The sequence below is a fragment of the Dyella mobilis genome, from assembly GCF_016904945.1.
Taxonomy (GTDB): domain Bacteria; phylum Pseudomonadota; class Gammaproteobacteria; order Xanthomonadales; family Rhodanobacteraceae; genus Dyella_B; species Dyella_B mobilis.
Genome location: NZ_JADIKF010000040.1, coordinates 730791 through 746513 on the forward strand (window position 1 = coordinate 730791; position 15723 = coordinate 746513).

The window sequence follows — 15723 nt, forward strand, 5'->3', positions numbered from 1 at the left end:
GATTGGCGATAGAAGAGTGCTCGCCCTCGGCCTAGCATCGAATTCATGGAACTGTCAGGCGTTGAAACCGCGCGAGGCAGCAGCGCCAGGGATGGCTTTTTGGAACTTGGACGAAACTGCATGGAACGCAAGCTTATGCACGAACGCCCCTCATTACTCAGCCGACTGGTGCGCCTCAGGAAGCACCAGCGTGGTTGATCAACTGCATCAACCGCTAGGCGGCAACAACATGCCGCGCTTTGGCGGCATTGCCAGCATGATGCGCCTGCCGGTCATCGATAACCCTTCGACACTCGATGTCGGATTTATCGGCATACCGCTCGACACCGGCACATCGAACCGATCCGGAACGCGCTTCGGGCCCCGCCAGATACGCTGCGAATCCGTACTGCTGCGCCCGTACAATATGGCAACCCGCGCCGCCCCTTTCGATGCATTGCGAATCGCCGATCTCGGCGACGTCGCCATCAATCCTTATAACCTGCTTGATTCCGTCGCACGCATCGAGCGGGCCTTTACACCCATCGTCGAAGCAGGATGCCGAACCATCACCCTCGGCGGCGACCATACGGTCACCCTGCCCATCTTGCGTGCGCTGCGAAAACGGCATGGACCGATCGGCCTGATCCACATCGATGCGCACGCCGACGTCAACGACACGATGTTCGGCGAAAAAATCGCCCACGGCACCACCTTCCGGCGCGCCGTGGAAGAAGAATTGATCGACCCACACCGCGTCGTACAAATCGGACTGCGCGGCACCGGCTACACCGCGGAGGATTTCGACTGGTGCCGCCAGCAAGGCTTCCAGGTGGTGCAGGTTGAGGAATGCTGGGGACGTTCGCTAGTTCCGCTGATGGACGAAGTGCGCACCAGAATCGGATCGGGTCCGGCCTATTTTTCGTTGGATATCGACGGTATCGACCCTGCCTTTGCGCCAGGCACGGGCACGCCGGAAATCGGCGGCCTCACCGTGCCGCAAACACTCGAAATCATCCGCGGCGCATGGGGGATGAACCTGATCGGCGCCGACGTCGTGGAAGTGTCGCCGCCATACGACCCGCAAGGCACCACGGCATTGTTGGCAGCCAATCTCGCCTACGAATTGCTTTGTGTCATGCCCGGAGTCCCCCGCAGGGATTGAACGTGACAAGGAATGTGCTCGTGAACCGTGTTGCCGCAACGAAGATAGAAAACCATTCGATCGACTACGTACCGGAAAACGAGCGCCACGCAAGACTACGCAGCCAGGGCCCGTTCTGGTTTCTGGGCAATTTTCATTTCTTCACCATTTCGATCGGCTTTGTCGGCCCTGGCATGGGCCTGTCCGCAGGCTGGACCACGCTGGCAGGCGCCCTCGGCATCATGTTCGGCACCCTGTTCATGGCATTCCACGGTTCGCAGGGACCGCAGATGGGGTTGCCGCAGATGATCCAGTCGCGCGCGCAGTTCGGCTATCGCGGCGTGATCCTGGCCTTGCTGGCAACACTGTTTGTGTTCGTGGGCTTCAACGTCGTCAACGTCACGCTGATCATGCAAGGTCTGCACGGCGTATTCGGGTTCGATCCCGTTCTGGTGGGTACGCTGGCCATCGTGCTGGGAGCCCTGCTGTCCATCTATGGGCACGATCTGATGCACAAGGTGTTCACCTGGGCACTGATCGCCACCCTGCCCTTGTACACGATCGTCACCTTGGCACTGATGCTCGGCGCCAGCCCTCAGCCGGTGTCGGCAACGGTAACGCCCGGCTTCAACTGGGTCGCGTTTTTTACCCAGTTTGCGATTGCTGCGGGCTACAACATTTCCTATGCACCTTATGTTTCGGACTATTCACGCTATCTGCCCAAACATACCTGCCCGAAAAAACTGATCGCCAACATTTTTCTTGGCGCGTCATTGTCGGGGGCATGGATGATCGGCCTTGGCGCCTGGCTGGCCCAACAACTTCACGCCACCGATGCGCTGGCCTCGCTGGGCCAGGTTGGCGACACGTTATTTCCAGGCTTTGGCAGCTTGGTGGTCATCGTTTCCGTGCTGGGCTTCCTGCCCATCATCGCCTTGAACACCTACAGCGCCACGTTGACCGTACTCACCGGCGTGGACTCGATCCGCCGTATCCGCCCCACGCGCCGGCATCGCGTCGTGGCCATCGTTCTGATCAGCATGTTGCTGCTGGCTTGCGTCTTCTCTATCCATGGCGACGGCATCGCCTTGTTGCACATTTTCCTGCTCATGCTGCTGTATTTCCTGGTGCCGTGGACCGCCATCAACCTGGTCGATTATTTCCTGGTGCGCAAGGGCCGCTATGCCATCCCACACTTTTTTACGCCTTCGGGCATCTACGGTGCGTGGCAGATGCGTGGCATTTCGGCCTACCTGATTGGCTTTGCGGCCATGGTGCCGTTCTTCTACATCGCCGACGTCAGCAACAATCAGGAAGTCTTTGTCGGCTACTTCGCCCGTCGACTGGAAGGGGTGGATATCGCCTGGCTGGTGGGACTAATCGTTTCCGGAACCGTTTACCTGCTGCTGGCGCGATCCATCGATATCCAGGTGGAAGAACGGGTTATCCGCGCTATCGGGACGGGAGACTCCACGTCCAGGAAACGGGCACCATGAATCCATTGCGACTCAGGCTGACTCAGCCAACCTTGAGGGATGGCGGTATCGAAGAAAATCTCGCCAAGGTGCTGCACATCATCGCGACCAGTGCAGACGTGGCCGATCTGGTGGTGTTTCCGGAAACGTGCATCAGCGGTTTTCCCACGCCGGAGAACGTAGGTCGCCTTGCCGAGTCGCTGGACGGTGCATCCATCAGCGCCGTTCGCCATGCCGCGCGGCAGGCAGGGGTCAGCGTGATCATCGGCTTTGCGGAAGCCGACCAGGGCCGCTACTTCAATGCCGCGTTGCTCGTCGATGAAACCGGACGAATTTGCCTGCATTATCGAAAAACCTGCCTTTACGAATCGGATGACGGTGTGTTCGAAGCGGGCACCCGCTTTCCGGTGTGCGACTGGCATGGCATACGAGTCGGCCTGCTGATCTGTTTCGACATCGAATTCCCAGCCCCTGCCTGCAAACTTGCGCGCCAGGGCGCCGATTTGATCGTGCTGGTGGACGGCATGATGCATCCGGACAGCCACGTTCATCGCCAAGCCATTCCCGTGCGCGCGATGGACCATCGGTTGTTCATCGCCATGGCCAACCGCGTCGGCCAAGGTGATCGCTATTGCTTCAGCGGAGAAAGCCACGTCGCCGATCCCACCGGCAAAACCGTAGCACTGGCCTCATCCGAAAACGAGGCCGTGATCGACATCGTGCTGGACACCGACCAGGTTGCACAAACGCACGCGAAAACCCGGCACTTGACCGGTTACCTCATCGAAGGCATCTGACCCGCGATCAGTGCCCCTCCCCAAGCGAGACTTACCATGAATCATTCCGTGCTTTCGAAGCGAGACCTCCACACTACGGCTTCATCGACCAATGCTCAGATCGAAGCTCGCCGTATCGCCGCCACCCCGCGAGGCATCGGCATCGGCTTTCCGATCTATGCCCAGCGCGCCGAAAATGCCCAACTGTGGGATGTGGAGGGGCGTCGCTACATTGATTTCGGCTCGGGCATTGCCGTGCTCAATGTCGGCCATCGCCATCCACGCGTTTTGCAAGCAGTGCAGGAGCAATTGCAAAGCTTCACGCACACCGCTTATCAGGTCGTGCCGTACGAAAGTTCGGTGGCGCTCGCTGAACGGCTGAATCGGCTCTCGCCAGGCCCCTTCGTCAAAAAGACCGCCTTCTTTACCACTGGCGCGGAAGCAGTCGAAAACGCAATCAAGATCGCGCGCTGCGCGACCGGACGTCCTGGCGTCATCGCACTTGGCGGAGGCTTCCACGGCCGCACGTTCATGGGCATGGCATTGACCGGCAAAGTAGCTCCGTACAAAACCGGCTTCGGACCATTTCCGGGCAGCGTCTTTCACGTGCCGGCGCCAGTGCCGCTGCATGGCGTAACCGTTGCAGACTCGCTACGTGCAATCGAACAACGTTTCAAGGCGGACATCGATGCCAGCCAGGTCGCTGCCATCATTCTCGAGCCGGTACAGGGCGAAGGCGGGTTCCACCCCGCGCCGTCTGAATTCATGCGCGCCTTGCGGGATGTCTGCGACAAACACGGCATCCTGCTGATCGCCGACGAAATCCAGACCGGCTTCGCCCGCACCGGCAAGTTGTTTGCGATGGAACACTACGATGTGCTTGCCGATCTCATGACCATAGCCAAGAGCCTTGGCGGCGGCTTGCCGCTGTCCGGGGTGATCGGCCGCGCGGAAATCATGGACGCTCCGGCTCCAGGCGGACTTGGCGGCACCTACGCCGGCAACCCGCTGGCTGTCGCCGCCGCGCATGCCGTGCTCGATGTCATCGAGGAAGAACAGCTGTGCGCGCGCGCAGAGCAATTGGGGCAACGACTGAAAGCTCACCTGGAGCACTTGCGGGCGCAGGTTCCGCAAATCGCCGAAGTGCGCGGCCCAGGCTCGATGGTGGCGGTGGAATTCTTGCAGCCTGACGGGCAACCTGATCCGGCTTTCGCCAAACAGGTGCAACAACGTGCCGAGGCTGCCGGGCTGCTGCTGCTTACCTGCGGCACTTACGGCAACGTCGTCCGCTTCCTGTTTCCGCTGACCATCGAGGAAGCGGTATTCGAAGAAGGACTCGCCATCCTCTCGCAGGCGCTGCGCGGCTGATCGCCAGCGCATTTTGCGCCGCGACGGCGGATCAGGCGTTCCGCTGATCTGCCGCCGCGGACTGCAACAATTTTTCCAACACCTTGCCAACTGCAGCGAAGGCAAAGGCACCGGTGACGTGGGTGGCGGCGCCCAAGCCGCCGCCGCAAGCCAGGTTCAATGCGTCGCCACCCGGTGGGCGGGTTCCGCATACTGTCCCGTCGGGTTGCGGGTACTGCACGTTCTGCAGCGAATACACTGCCGACACGCCGAAGTATCGATCGGGGTTGCGCGGAAAGCCGAAATCCTGGCGGAGTTTTTTGCGAATCAAGCTGAACATCGCATCGTGTTCGGTACGCGACAGATCGCGTACGCGGACCTGCGTAGGGTCAGTGCGTCCGCCGGCCGAGCCGACCGTCACCATCGGCAGCTTGCGGCGCCGGCACCAGGCAATGGCCTCCAGCTTCACACGGAAGGCGTCGCACGCGTCCAGCACCACGTCGTAACCGCGATCCAGCAATTCGTCCAGCGTCGCAGGGGTAAGAAAGCGTTCGATGGCTTCCAGGCGAATCGAGGGATTGATCGCATGCGCACGCGCTGCAATCACGCCAACTTTCGGCTTGCCGTACTCGCCATCCAATGCATGCAATTGGCGGTTGGTGTTGGAAACACAGACCTCATCCGCATCGATCAGGGTCAATCGGCCCACGCCGGTGCGTACCAGCGCTTCGGCAGCCCAGGAACCTACCCCGCCGATACCGACCACGCATACGTGCGCTCGTGCCAGACGGGCCACGCTGCCCGTGCCATACAGCCGCTCCACACCATCAAAGCGTTCGGTTGGATACGCCGGCCCGCTCACGTATGACGGCCCCGTGCCGGTTTGGGAGTATGAAGTTTCACGCCTGGGCCCTGCTCAAGATATTCGGCGCATTTTAGCGGGGCCGCACGCTCGCCGCGCGGACTGCGTTATGCTCGGGGACTCATTGACCGGGAAGGTATCAGCATGCGTGCGGCTCTTCTGATCGTGCTTGGCCTGGCTATCGGCATCATCGGCACCGTATTCACCATGCGGGCGCTCAACGAGCGCAACCCCTTGCCGCAGGCCGTGATGGTGACCATGGGCTTTCATCGCCATCAGTTGTCGCAGGCCGTCAAGGGGCAGCATTGCGATGCCGCCGCCAACCTGGGGCAGTTGCAGCACTTGCAGATGACGGCCAGTGACATTCCAGCCGCGTTTCCGGATGCCCCCCAACCGTTCCAGGACCTCGCCGGCCACTTGCGTACCGCATTGCAAACGGCAGCCCTGTCGGCCCCGGCAGACTGCCCCAGCCTGATCGCCGCGCTCAAGCCAGTCGACCAGGTCTGCAAGGAATGCCATCAACAGTATCGTTGAGGGCCTTGCTCAGTTTTGCGCCGATTCTTCCGGTGCAGGAAACATCAGGATGGTGATTTCCTTGCCCTGGGGAATCTCCTCCGCGGGGTCCCCCAAAGCGGCCAGGCGGGATTTGAACGCGGCCACGTCATCCCGCTTTCCCAGGGCCGAGCGACCACTTACCGCCCAGATCCGCCCACCTTGCTTCCAACGCGCAATCGCCTGGTCGAATTGCGTCGTCACCAGTGCGTTGGCCTGAATCGGCGTACCGTTCTTCGGTTGCAGCACGGTCAACATGGTGGGCGCGTTGGGATCGTCGGTGAATACCGTGTCTCCTGGACGGACGTTGGCAGCCAGCGTAGCGGCCGCCATGTCCCAGCGAGGTTTGGTTTCCACCCGGTATACCGGGCCAAGATTCACTGCCCCCATCAGGAACAAGGCGGTAACCGCCACCGGAAACGCGCGGCGCGGCAAAGCTGCCGCCCCCAGGCCGGCCAGGATGAAGAACGGCGCCGCGCTCCACAAGACGTAGCGCGGCAAAAGCATCGACTTGAACAACGATATGGCCAGTATCAGCAAGGGCAATACGACGACGCCAAGCAGCAGGACGCGCCCTTCCAGCCGATGGCGCATGCGAAACAGTCCCACGCATCCCGCCAGTGCCACCATCGCACCCAACACCGGCACGGCGGTATGCAATAGATCGAACTTGACCACCGCGGTCATGCGCATCAGGTAAACACTGCCGGCAACGACCCACAGGTGCTGCAGACTGAGTTCGGGAATCCAATTGAAATTCTGCAGCAGCTGCCTGTTGCTGGCAGCCAGAATCGCCAGGTAAAACGGTGCACAACAGCCGGCGATCGCCACCAGGCTCAGCAACCAGTTCCGTCGGAAGGTGGCGGCACCCTCGCCTGCCGAGGTAGCCGACCGCAAGCGATACCAGATCAGGAACAAGGACAGGTTGGATGCAAGCAACCAGGGCGCGGCATCGCCAAGCACATCCAGCGCACCGATACTGCCCAGCACATAGGTTGCCCATCCCCAGCGTTCCGCATCGGCGCGGCGGATATCCAGGGCAGCACGCGGCGCATCCTGTGCCAGTCGCAGCAATCCCCACAAAGCGACCGTGATCAGCAGTGTGACCAGGGTGTAGGAGCGCGCCTCCTGACCGTATTGCACCTGCAAGGGAGACAGCGCCATCAGCAATCCTGCCACCATGCCCGCGCCACGCCCTCCCAAGCGACGCGCAATGGCAAACACCACGCCTGCGGACGCGGCGCCAAACAGCGCCGAGGGAATTCGCAGCCAACCATCGTTGCCGTGGCCTAGCGGAGAAATCAACTGCAACAGCAGGAAATACGTAGGCATGTGCCGATTGGTGAAACTATCGGACACCAAACCGCTGAGGCCAAGGTGGATACGCTGCCAAGTCAGCGCCTCGTCCAGCCAGAAAGGCTGATGATCGATGCGGAACAGACGCACGATCAGTCCAAGCAGTGCGATCCCCAACATCCACGCGATGTCGGCCGCCAGCCAGGTTTCATTCAACGCGGATTGTTTGGGTTCGTTCGCCATGAAGCACTCAGGCGGTAACGAGCATGGCGATCGACACGATGCTGGCGTCCAGCTTTGTCACGTGACGGAGGGGATGGTTCACGGACATGGCCGTCCAGCAATCGGTCTCGGCGGGGATGTGAAATCTAACGCGAACCGCATAAATCGGTTGTCACTCATTTGTGACAGGTTGGTGCGCGTTCAGACGTCACTGCATTTCATCGTGACTTGCGGCGCATGCGTAAAATTTTGGATCACGTTAGCCGCGTGATCGAAGACACCACGAGCCTTACGCCGAGCCTGCGAAATTAGAGTTTCACTTTGCCCCGCAGAATGTCCCAATACATCACCCAATCCCCCATCAGGCTGTAGACCGGATGACGAAAGGTTGCCGGACGGTTTTTCTCAAAAAAGAAGTGACCCATCCACGCAAAGCCGTAGCCCGCAAGGGGCACCAGCCACAACCAGGCCAGGTGCCCGCTGAACAACGCCGCCAGTACGATCAGCAACACCAGCGAGCTGCCCACGAAATGCATGCGCCGGCAGCGGTGATCGCGATGCTCACCGAGGTAGTAAGGATAGAAGTCGTGAAAGCTCGCGAAAGCCGACATGAGCGTATCTCCCGCCAATGCAGACAGCCAGCTTAAGGCGCTGCCGCAACGGCCTCAATACGCCGTTCGAACCTGGCCATGCCTTTGACACTCACGTCGGCAGGGGGATGAATTCCCGCTCGTCGCCAAGCACCTTTCCGAAACGCTGGGCGGCCCAATCCGCCTTGGCCCGCTCGATGCGCTCACTCGAGCTGGATACGAAATTCCACCAAAGGTGACGCTCGCCATCCAGCGGTGCCCCGCCAAACAGCATGACGCGGCAAGCGGTTTTTGCGCGCAGCGCCGGGGCCGACTCGCCCGCTTGTACGGCCATCTGCGTGGCGGACAATGCCACGTCGCCCCATTGCGCCTCGCCTTCGACGACGTGCACGCCACGCTCGAAGTGTTCTGGCGGCAGCACGAGTTCCGCCCCCGCCTCCAACCTGGCCTCGATAAAGAACATGGGTGCAAACACTTTCACCGGCGAGGCCTTGTCATAGGCCGTACCGGCGATCAGCACCAGCTCGGCACCGGGTTGCTGGAGGTGCGGCAGGCTTTGGGCGTCGTGGTGATGAAACTCCGGAGCAACCTCCTCATCGCCACGCGGCAAGGCTACCCAGACCTGGATGCCATGCATGCGCTGTCCGTCCCTGCGCGCGTCCGGCGGGGTACGCTCGGAATGCACGATGCCGCTTCCGGCAGTCATCCAGTTCACCGCGCCAGGCGTGATATCCGCCAGACTGCCAAGGCTGTCGCGATGCCGGATGGTGCCCTCGAACAGCCAGGTCACCGTAGCCAGCCCGATGTGCGGATGCGGGCGCACGTCCATGCCCTTGCCGGGCGCAAATTCGAACGGCCCCACGTGGTCATAGAACACGAAGGGGCCGACGTGCCGCGCTTGCAATACGGGCAACATGCGCCGCACGACAAATCCGTCGCCTAGATCGTGCAGGCGGGCGTTTTCGATCAGGGTGGGATGGGCTTGCACGTTTATCTCCTTACCAGGCCCGCTGATATTGCTCCGGTGCGAAGATCGTTGCACCGAGCTCGAGCGCAGCGCGGTGAGGGAAATACGGGTCGCGCAGGCTGGCGCGAGCGATCAATACGACATCTGCGGCACCGCCGGCAATGATGCCGTCAGCCTGCGCCGGCTCGGTGATCAAACCCACGGCACCTGTCGCGATGCCAGCCTCTTGCCGGATACGCGCAGCGAAAGGCACCTGGTAGCCGGGCGCTACCGGAATCTTTACGTGCGGCACCAATCCGCCGCTGGACACGTCGACCAGATCCACGCCCAGCGCGGCAAGCTCACCGCCAAGGCGCACGCTCTCGTCCACGGTCCAACCGCCTTCGCTCCAATCCGTGGCGGAAATGCGCAACCACAGCGGCAATTCGGCCGGCCAAACCTCGCGTACGGCACCAATCACTTCACGCACCAGTCGCGTGCGATTTTCATAGCTGCCGCCGTACTCGTCCTGGCGATGGTTGCTCAACGGCGACATGAACTGATGCAACAGGTACCCATGCGCGGCATGCAGCTCGATCAAGGCGAATCCGGCTTGCCTTGCGCGCACCGCCGCCGCACGGAAATCCGCAATGACCTTGCCAATGCCCGCAGCATCCAGCGCTTGCGGCACGTGCCAGTCTTTATCGAAAGGAAGCGCAGAAGGAGCTACGGTTACCCAAGCTCCCTTATCGGCCGGCAAGGATCCGCCGCCCTCCCAGGGACGCCACACGCTGGCCTTGCGTCCGGCATGCGCCAGCTGAACCCCGGGCACCGCACCGCGCTCGGCGATAAAGGCAGTGATCGGTCGCCACGCCTCGACCTGCTCATCGTTCCAGATCCCCGTATCCTGGGCAGAAATGCGCCCTTCCGGCGACACCGCAGTAGCTTCCGCAATCACCGCTCCCGCCCCGCCAACCGCCCGGCTCCCCAGGTGCACGAAGTGCCAGTGGCTGGGCACGCCATCGGTCGCCGAGTATTGGCACATCGGGGACACCACGATGCGGTTGCGCAAGGTCAAGCTGCGTTGCGGATAAGTTTCAAATAGCTTCATGGTCGTGCCGCCTTCGGGTGAAGCCTGACACGTGGCGTCGAAATGCCCACTATCAAGCCTGCCCCGCTCGAACGGGGCGCGCCGCAATCTCGCGGTCCATCCACTCAATCAGTTGAGTGACCAGCGCGTCGGGGGTCTTCATCCAGCCGAAATGATCGGCACGCAGTCCATCCAGTTGTTCCGGCGTCACCCCACCCACTTGCTTCGACGCCTGGGGCATCTGGTCGAGCAACCAATCCAATGAGGCCGCAGGCGCCAGCCAGTCATTGCATAGGCGCAAGGCGAATATCGGCAGCGGCACGGAGGCCAACTGACGGGAAAAATCCACGGGCATGCCATCGGCGGAATAAAGACCGGTTCGCCCGCTGCGCGACCAGTCCCTGATCACCCCACGCGCTTCATTACCCCCGAAACCCAACCGCCGCCCCGGCAAATGGCCGATCAACCGGGCCAGCGGCGAAGCCAGCAGGTAAGCCGCGCGAATCCAGCGGCCGCGGGAGAAGCACCGCCAATAGGGGGCCCCACTTGCAATCAGCGCCAAACCCTCCAGTTGCCCGGGCTGGAGACTGGCATAGAGGCAAGACAGCTGGCCGCCAAGACTGTGCCCGCCCAACCAGGGCCTGGCGCCCCCAAACTGCCAGCGCGCCAACTCCAACCCGGCCGGCAAATCGGCCTCCAACAGCTCGCGATAGCCCCAGTCGTGCCGCCTCCCCGCCCTGCGATCGCTGGAACCTATGCCACGCCATTCGTGCAGCGCAACCGCAATTCCCCTCGCCGCAAACGCCTCGGCCAATGGAAGATAGTGCTTGGCGGGAACACCCATCGCTGGCAGCCAATACAAAACGTGTCGGGCACGGCCAACGGGTTGCACGCAAATCAATTCGCTGCGCGCGCCGTCTCGCGACAGCACCGGAACCAGCGTATTCGATTCCGTAAGACGGACAGGTGGCGCAGTAGAGGTCGCAGACATTGATTCAGATTAATCACTGCAGGCAATGGATACAAAAAGGCCGGCATATGCCGGCCTTTTCCAAATATTCACCCGATGGTATTCAGCCCGGCATCACTTCGTCGGCCTGCAAGCCCTTCTGGCCTTGCACCACCTTGAAACTTACCTTCTGACCCTCTTTGAGGCTCTTGAAGCCGTTACCCTGGATTGCACGGAAATGCACGAAGACGTCAGGGCCGTTGGCGCGGCTAATGAAACCGAACCCCTTGGCGTCGTTGAACCATTTGACGGTGCCTTCTTCACGATCCGACATAACTCACACTCCATCCGTTAAAGCGTTTGACTCTGAGACCAGTCGACCCACCCGAGCCGACGGCTTACTGGGTTTGCCTAGATCGAGTGGAGCCTTGCGGACAGGGGCCGCATGCGGACACGCGCATTACCGAGCAGACACAGTGAATACAGCATAGTCATTTTCTTAAAACAATATGTGATGAGAAATTCACGTTTGGATTCACATTAAACAACGGATCGAAAATGATCGGAATAATAAAAAAGCCGGGCATTGAGCCCGGCTTTTTTAAATCGATCTATTCCAGCAATTAAGCCGGAAGGACCTCATCGGCCTGCAGACCCTTCTGGCCCTGCACAACCTTGAAGCTGACCTTTTGGCCTTCCTGGAGGCTCTTGAAGCCATTGCCCTGGATCGCGCGGAAATGCACGAAGACATCCGGGCCATTGTCGCGGCTGATAAAGCCGAAACCCTTGGCATCGTTGAACCACTTAACGGTACCGATCTGACGATCAGACATGAAACACACTCCAAAACTAGGTTTTTCAATAACGAGAGACTCGACCACCCCGATTGGGGGCCGGCTTACTGGTGTGCTAAGGAAAACCCTAGGGGGTGAGCGATGAGGCAGATCGTAATCGGCTGCATCGGGTCACGTGACTCTGGTGACCCCGGCAAACACAGTCCGACCATGATAACCGCAAACAGCATCGCAAAGCGAATAGGCATTCAGGCATAGGACAGCGGCAGCCGGGCGTTTATGCTGAATGCCGTTCATTCTGAAAAGAGCCCTCCCGTGAACCTGGGTAATGAGACCGGCATTTTTCGTCCAACCGGCATCCGCCGGGCGGTTTGGTTATCGCTGGGCCTGTTGGGCGGCTGCAGCCATGCCGTCCGCAAGGAAGCGCCGCCGCCCCCCGTGCCCCTCGTGGATATAGGCGTTCCGGCCTGCAATGCCTACCTGAACAGCTATCTGGCCTGCCACCGCGCCGCGCACATCCTCCCGCCCAGCTCACTCGAAAGCCACTATCAGGCCATGCTGGCCAGCCTTCGGCAAAGCGCTGCCGATCCCCAGGTTCGCCCCTACCTGGCGAACCGCTGCATCGGACTGACCCAACAGCTCAATGCCGCCTTGCAGGGGCGCTCCTGCTCTCCCGCCAGCGGCGTTGCCGCCCCCACAGTTCCGGCATCAACCACGCCAGTGCGCCCGTAACACTGAAGCCACCCCAGCGGGACGGCACCGGCCCAAACGGACCCTCGGCGTGCCGTGCCATGCAGCCGTGTCGGCAATAGCCTGCGCAACCTCCTTCAAGGTCCGGGGCGAGAGCTCAACCCCGTCCTCGAGGAACAAGGCTTTCACCTCGAACTCGCCCTCAGCCCGATGCGCCTTGGCATCGAGGCGCCCGATCAAGCGACCGCGATGCAGGAGCGGCAAGACGTAATAGCCATATTTGCGTTTCGCCGCAGGCAAATAGCATTCGATGCTGTAGTCGAAATCAAACATCTCGCGCAAACGGACACGATCCCAAACCAACGGATCGAAGGGCGAAAGCAATGCCGTATGCGTAGCACGCAAACGCCCCCTGCGAGCTTCATCCAGCAACGACGCGTGATCGCGATGGACATAGCCAGGGTCGCTCCATCCCTTCACTTCCACTTCCAACAATTCGCCATCCGCCAGCAAGGGCGCCAACTCGCGCTCATCCACAGCGGGTTTCAAGCGAAAGTAGTCGGCGATCCAACGCGCGCGCGCGATCCCTAGCGCGCGCACGCTGTCGAGGATAAAGCGCCGCCGCAATGCCGATACATCCGCATCAAAAGGCGGATCAAGTTTGGCAAGGACGTTTTCGGCAAGATCATAAACACGCTGAAAACGCTCGCGCCGGGTCACCATGAGCTCGCCCGAGGCAAACCATGCCTCCAGCCAGCGCTTCTCCGGCTTCCACTCCCACCAACCGGATGCAGCGCGGCCGGTGCGCTCGAAATCGGAAGCACGTACCGGACCTGACTGGCGCACGTGCTCTAGCAGCGCATGCATTTCCTTGAGATTGGCGTCGCGTGCACGCGCTGCGTGTTTGTCCGCCCAATGATTGCTGGCAATTTGGGATCGCCACGCCCTGTGCACACCGATCTCCGCAGCGGTCACGAAACAGGCCTCGTGCGCCCAGCACTCGGCAATGCGACCTGCTTCCAGTGCTTCATCCAGCCACGTCTGCGGATAGCTGCCCATGCGCGCGTGCAATACCAGGTAGGGACTGCGCGCGACGACGTGAATGCTGTCGATCTGCAGGAGGCGCATGCGCTGAATGGCCGCCAACAGGTCTTCGCGGCGCGCGCGCCGTTTTGGTGCGTTTAGTAACCCTTGTGCCGCCAATTGCATGGCTCGCGCCTGCATTGGCGCGATTGGCTTTGCATCACGTGAAGATTCGCTCAACGGTTTATCGCCTTTACGAAATCGTTATCGCCTTATTGTGCTTGCATTTATGCCACTTTGGTTACCGTCTTCAACGAGCTCGACGTGCCGAACTGCTTCGGCCAAGAACTCCCGGCAGAGGAAGCGGTCTGACGAGTCGAGCATTTCTGCATGGAGCCACGAAGATGAAATATCGAACCCCACTGTTGGTTTCCCTGATCAGCGCCAGCTTGCTTTGCAGCGCAGGTGCTTTTGCGCAACAGCAATATCCGGCGCAGCAGCAACTCTCCGGCGACAAAGATACCTTCAACACCGCGCAAGGCCAGGTCACCATCAACTCCAAGATGGGCACGGTTCCTTCCACGGCATCGCCCCCCTCCTTCGAGCAGCTCGCCGCGGGCAACAAAGTGATTACCAAGGACGCCGCGAATGCCTACCCGCCGCTCGCCAACGACTTCGAATACGCGGCCCACGGCGGCAAGAGCATCACCAGGGCGCAATACGAAAAGTGGCTGCAAAACCTCAACTAAGCGACAACGTGTACGTTTAGTCAAAAGTACGTCCTCGATGCCGGCCATGGTTCTCCCGTGGCCGGCTTTTTCTTATTGATAGCAAGACGGTTAGACTGGGCGGCAACCGCGCCGAGGAGCGGCGCATCGGGGAGTTCCCATGAAACCGTGGCTGAGCTGCTTGATGGCTTGCGCCGTGATCGGGCCAGGCATTTCTCCCGTCCGGGCTCAGAACGAAAATCCCGCGGACATCCGCGCCTGCACCGCCATCGAAAGCGACGCACAACGACTGGCCTGTTACGACAAGGCCACCGGTCGCGATCATTTGCCCGCCGCGCAAAAGCGCACCGCCGCGGCGACGCCCTCACCCAATGTGTTCTCGCACGAACATGCGGCGGCGGCCTCCGTCACGGGCAAAAACGCCGCACCCGCACCGCTCTCGTTGCTGGACAGTCGCTGGGAGCTGTCGCCGGAAAGCAAGCTCGGCACTTTCAATCTGCGCGGGTACAAGCCCATCTATGTACTGCCGGTATTTGCCACCAGCAACCAGAACAACCTTCCCTACAGCCCCAACCCGGTCAACGCCGTGCAGGTGCCGCTGGGCATGCAAAGCGTTGAAGGCAAGTTCCAGCTCAGCCTGAAAACCAAGCTGTGGCAAGGCGTGTTCGGCGACATCGGCGATTTGTGGGTGGGTTATACCCAGGATTCCTACTGGCAGGTCTACAACTCGAAACTTTCGCGCCCTTTCCGCGAGACCGATTACGAGCCCGAAGCGATGCTGGTGTTCGACACCAACTACCAGCTATTCGACTGGGATGGCCGCTTGCTCAGCATCGGTGTGGACCATCAATCCAACGGGCAATCCGACCCGCTTTCGCGCAGTTGGAACCGGGTCATGGCGCAAATCGGTTTTGAGCGGGAAAACTGGACCGTCATCTTCCGCCCTTGGTGGCGCATCCCCGAGCAGGCCCAGGACGACAACAATCCCGACATCAGCAACTACGTGGGTCGCGCGGACGTACAAATCATCCACGAATGGCACGGACAGGAGTTCAGCCTGATGCTGCGGGATTCGCTGCGCGGCGGCAGCCAACAACACGGAGCCGGACGGCTGACCTGGAGCTTCCCGTTGGCAGGCAACCTGCGCGGCTACGCGGAGCTGTTCAAGGGGTACGGCGAAAGCATCATCGACTACAACCACAATGCAACGTACGTCGGCCTCGGCATTTCGCTGCTGGACTGGTACTGAGCTTGAAAGAG

17 protein-coding genes are annotated in these 15723 nt (G+C 60.8%); 8 read left to right on the forward strand and 9 right to left on the reverse strand.

The genetic code is table 11. The features are described 5' to 3' along the window. The first annotated feature begins 16 nt into the window (after nt 1-16). The 4 genes from speB to gabT are packed head-to-tail and all read left to right on the forward strand — an operon-like array spanning nt 17 to nt 4742. Nucleotides 17-1144: an agmatinase gene (speB, locus tag ISS99_RS19555; RefSeq protein WP_284343683.1), complete on the forward strand. Its 1128-nt coding sequence runs from the start codon at nt 17-19 to the stop codon at nt 1142-1144. A 20-nt stretch (nt 1145-1164) separates the two neighbouring features. Further along, entirely contained in the window at nt 1165-2619 is a 1455-nt protein-coding gene (locus ISS99_RS19560) for a purine-cytosine permease family protein (RefSeq protein WP_204633281.1), read from the forward strand. Then, the gene (locus ISS99_RS19565) at nt 2616-3395 is read left to right on the forward strand and encodes a carbon-nitrogen hydrolase family protein (RefSeq protein ID WP_204633282.1); all 780 of its coding nucleotides are present in this window, start codon (nt 2616-2618) and stop codon (nt 3393-3395) included. The genes ISS99_RS19560 and ISS99_RS19565 overlap by 4 nt, the downstream gene beginning before the upstream one ends. A 36-nt stretch (nt 3396-3431) precedes the next feature. Then, a complete protein-coding gene (gene gabT / locus ISS99_RS19570; protein ID WP_204633283.1) occupies nt 3432-4742 on the forward strand; it encodes a 4-aminobutyrate--2-oxoglutarate transaminase in 1311 nt (436 codons plus the stop codon). A gap of 31 nt (nt 4743-4773) precedes the next feature. Here the strand turns inward: gabT and ISS99_RS19575 are convergent, their stop codons facing one another. After that, complete coding sequence (locus tag ISS99_RS19575) at nt 4774-5583, reverse strand: tRNA threonylcarbamoyladenosine dehydratase (RefSeq protein WP_204633284.1); 810 nt, start codon at nt 5581-5583, stop codon at nt 4774-4776. 144 nt (nt 5584-5727) lie between these two features. Between ISS99_RS19575 and ISS99_RS19580 the strand changes: the two genes are divergently transcribed. After that, complete coding sequence (locus tag ISS99_RS19580) at nt 5728-6117, forward strand: cytochrome c (RefSeq protein ID WP_204633285.1); 390 nt, start codon at nt 5728-5730, stop codon at nt 6115-6117. Nucleotides 6118-6126: 9 nt separating this feature from the next. On the opposite strand, the gene ISS99_RS19585 is transcribed toward ISS99_RS19580, so the two are convergent. The 7 genes from ISS99_RS19585 to ISS99_RS19615 all read right to left on the reverse strand — a co-directional run bounded on the left by ISS99_RS19585 (nt 6127) and on the right by ISS99_RS19615 (nt 12061). Continuing rightward, nucleotides 6127-7674, reverse strand: coding sequence for a glycosyltransferase family 39 protein (locus ISS99_RS19585; RefSeq protein ID WP_204633286.1), 1548 nt, complete (start codon nt 7672-7674; stop codon nt 6127-6129). A 287-nt stretch (nt 7675-7961) separates the two neighbouring features. Further along, the gene (locus ISS99_RS19590; RefSeq protein ID WP_204633287.1) at nt 7962-8264 is read right to left on the reverse strand and encodes an Mpo1-like protein; all 303 of its coding nucleotides are present in this window, start codon (nt 8262-8264) and stop codon (nt 7962-7964) included. A gap of 91 nt (nt 8265-8355) precedes the next feature. After that, on the reverse strand, nt 8356-9231 hold the full coding sequence (locus tag ISS99_RS19595) for a pirin family protein (RefSeq protein ID WP_204633288.1): 876 nt from the start codon (nt 9229-9231) through the stop codon (nt 8356-8358). 10 nt (nt 9232-9241) lie between these two features. Next, the gene (locus ISS99_RS19600) at nt 9242-10300 is read right to left on the reverse strand and encodes an NADH:flavin oxidoreductase/NADH oxidase (protein ID WP_204633289.1); all 1059 of its coding nucleotides are present in this window, start codon (nt 10298-10300) and stop codon (nt 9242-9244) included. 52 nt (nt 10301-10352) lie between these two features. Continuing rightward, nucleotides 10353-11270: an alpha/beta hydrolase family protein gene (locus ISS99_RS19605; protein ID WP_204633290.1), complete on the reverse strand. Its 918-nt coding sequence runs from the start codon at nt 11268-11270 to the stop codon at nt 10353-10355. Nucleotides 11271-11352: 82 nt separating this feature from the next. Then, nucleotides 11353-11562: a cold-shock protein gene (locus tag ISS99_RS19610; protein ID WP_204633291.1), complete on the reverse strand. Its 210-nt coding sequence runs from the start codon at nt 11560-11562 to the stop codon at nt 11353-11355. 289 nt (nt 11563-11851) lie between these two features. After that, complete coding sequence (locus tag ISS99_RS19615) at nt 11852-12061, reverse strand: cold-shock protein (RefSeq protein WP_204633292.1); 210 nt, start codon at nt 12059-12061, stop codon at nt 11852-11854. A 276-nt stretch (nt 12062-12337) separates the two neighbouring features. Between ISS99_RS19615 and ISS99_RS19620 the strand changes: the two genes are divergently transcribed. Next, nucleotides 12338-12754, forward strand: coding sequence for a hypothetical protein (locus ISS99_RS19620; RefSeq protein WP_204633293.1), 417 nt, complete (start codon nt 12338-12340; stop codon nt 12752-12754). On the opposite strand, the gene ISS99_RS19625 is transcribed toward ISS99_RS19620, so the two are convergent. Then, nucleotides 12731-13921 carry a winged helix-turn-helix domain-containing protein gene (locus ISS99_RS19625; protein ID WP_275578214.1) on the reverse strand — a complete coding sequence of 397 codons (1191 nt, stop codon included), beginning with the start codon at nt 13919-13921 and terminating at the stop codon, nt 12731-12733. The two genes, ISS99_RS19620 and ISS99_RS19625, sit on opposite strands and share 24 nt — an antisense overlap. A gap of 218 nt (nt 13922-14139) precedes the next feature. Here ISS99_RS19625 and ISS99_RS19630 point away from each other — a divergent pair, with 218 nt between their 5' ends. Then, entirely contained in the window at nt 14140-14484 is a 345-nt protein-coding gene (locus ISS99_RS19630; protein WP_204633295.1) for a hypothetical protein, read from the forward strand. A 139-nt stretch (nt 14485-14623) separates the two neighbouring features. After that, nucleotides 14624-15712 carry a phospholipase A gene (locus ISS99_RS19635; RefSeq protein WP_204633296.1) on the forward strand — a complete coding sequence of 363 codons (1089 nt, stop codon included), beginning with the start codon at nt 14624-14626 and terminating at the stop codon, nt 15710-15712. Nucleotides 15713-15723: the final 11 nt, after the last annotated feature.

Coding starts and splice junctions, on each gene's coding strand:
- ISS99_RS19605 (WP_204633290.1), bottom strand. CDS start 11,270: ATGTCTGCGACCTCTACTGCGCCACCTGTCCGTCTTACGGAATCGAAT.
- ISS99_RS19630 (WP_204633295.1), top strand. CDS start 14,140: ATGAAATATCGAACCCCACTGTTGGTTTCCCTGATCAGCGCCAGCTTG.
- ISS99_RS19580 (WP_204633285.1), top strand. CDS start 5,728: ATGCGTGCGGCTCTTCTGATCGTGCTTGGCCTGGCTATCGGCATCATC.
- ISS99_RS19585 (WP_204633286.1), bottom strand. CDS start 7,674: ATGGCGAACGAACCCAAACAATCCGCGTTGAATGAAACCTGGCTGGCG.
- ISS99_RS19615 (WP_204633292.1), bottom strand. CDS start 12,061: ATGTCTGATCGTCAGATCGGTACCGTTAAGTGGTTCAACGATGCCAAG.
- ISS99_RS19635 (WP_204633296.1), top strand. CDS start 14,624: ATGAAACCGTGGCTGAGCTGCTTGATGGCTTGCGCCGTGATCGGGCCA.
- gabT (WP_204633283.1), top strand. CDS start 3,432: ATGAATCATTCCGTGCTTTCGAAGCGAGACCTCCACACTACGGCTTCA.
- ISS99_RS19600 (WP_204633289.1), bottom strand. CDS start 10,300: ATGAAGCTATTTGAAACTTATCCGCAACGCAGCTTGACCTTGCGCAAC.
- ISS99_RS19625 (WP_275578214.1), bottom strand. CDS start 13,921: ATGCAATTGGCGGCACAAGGGTTACTAAACGCACCAAAACGGCGCGCG.
- ISS99_RS19610 (WP_204633291.1), bottom strand. CDS start 11,562: ATGTCGGATCGTGAAGAAGGCACCGTCAAATGGTTCAACGACGCCAAG.
- ISS99_RS19590 (WP_204633287.1), bottom strand. CDS start 8,264: ATGTCGGCTTTCGCGAGCTTTCACGACTTCTATCCTTACTACCTCGGT.
- ISS99_RS19565 (WP_204633282.1), top strand. CDS start 2,616: ATGAATCCATTGCGACTCAGGCTGACTCAGCCAACCTTGAGGGATGGC.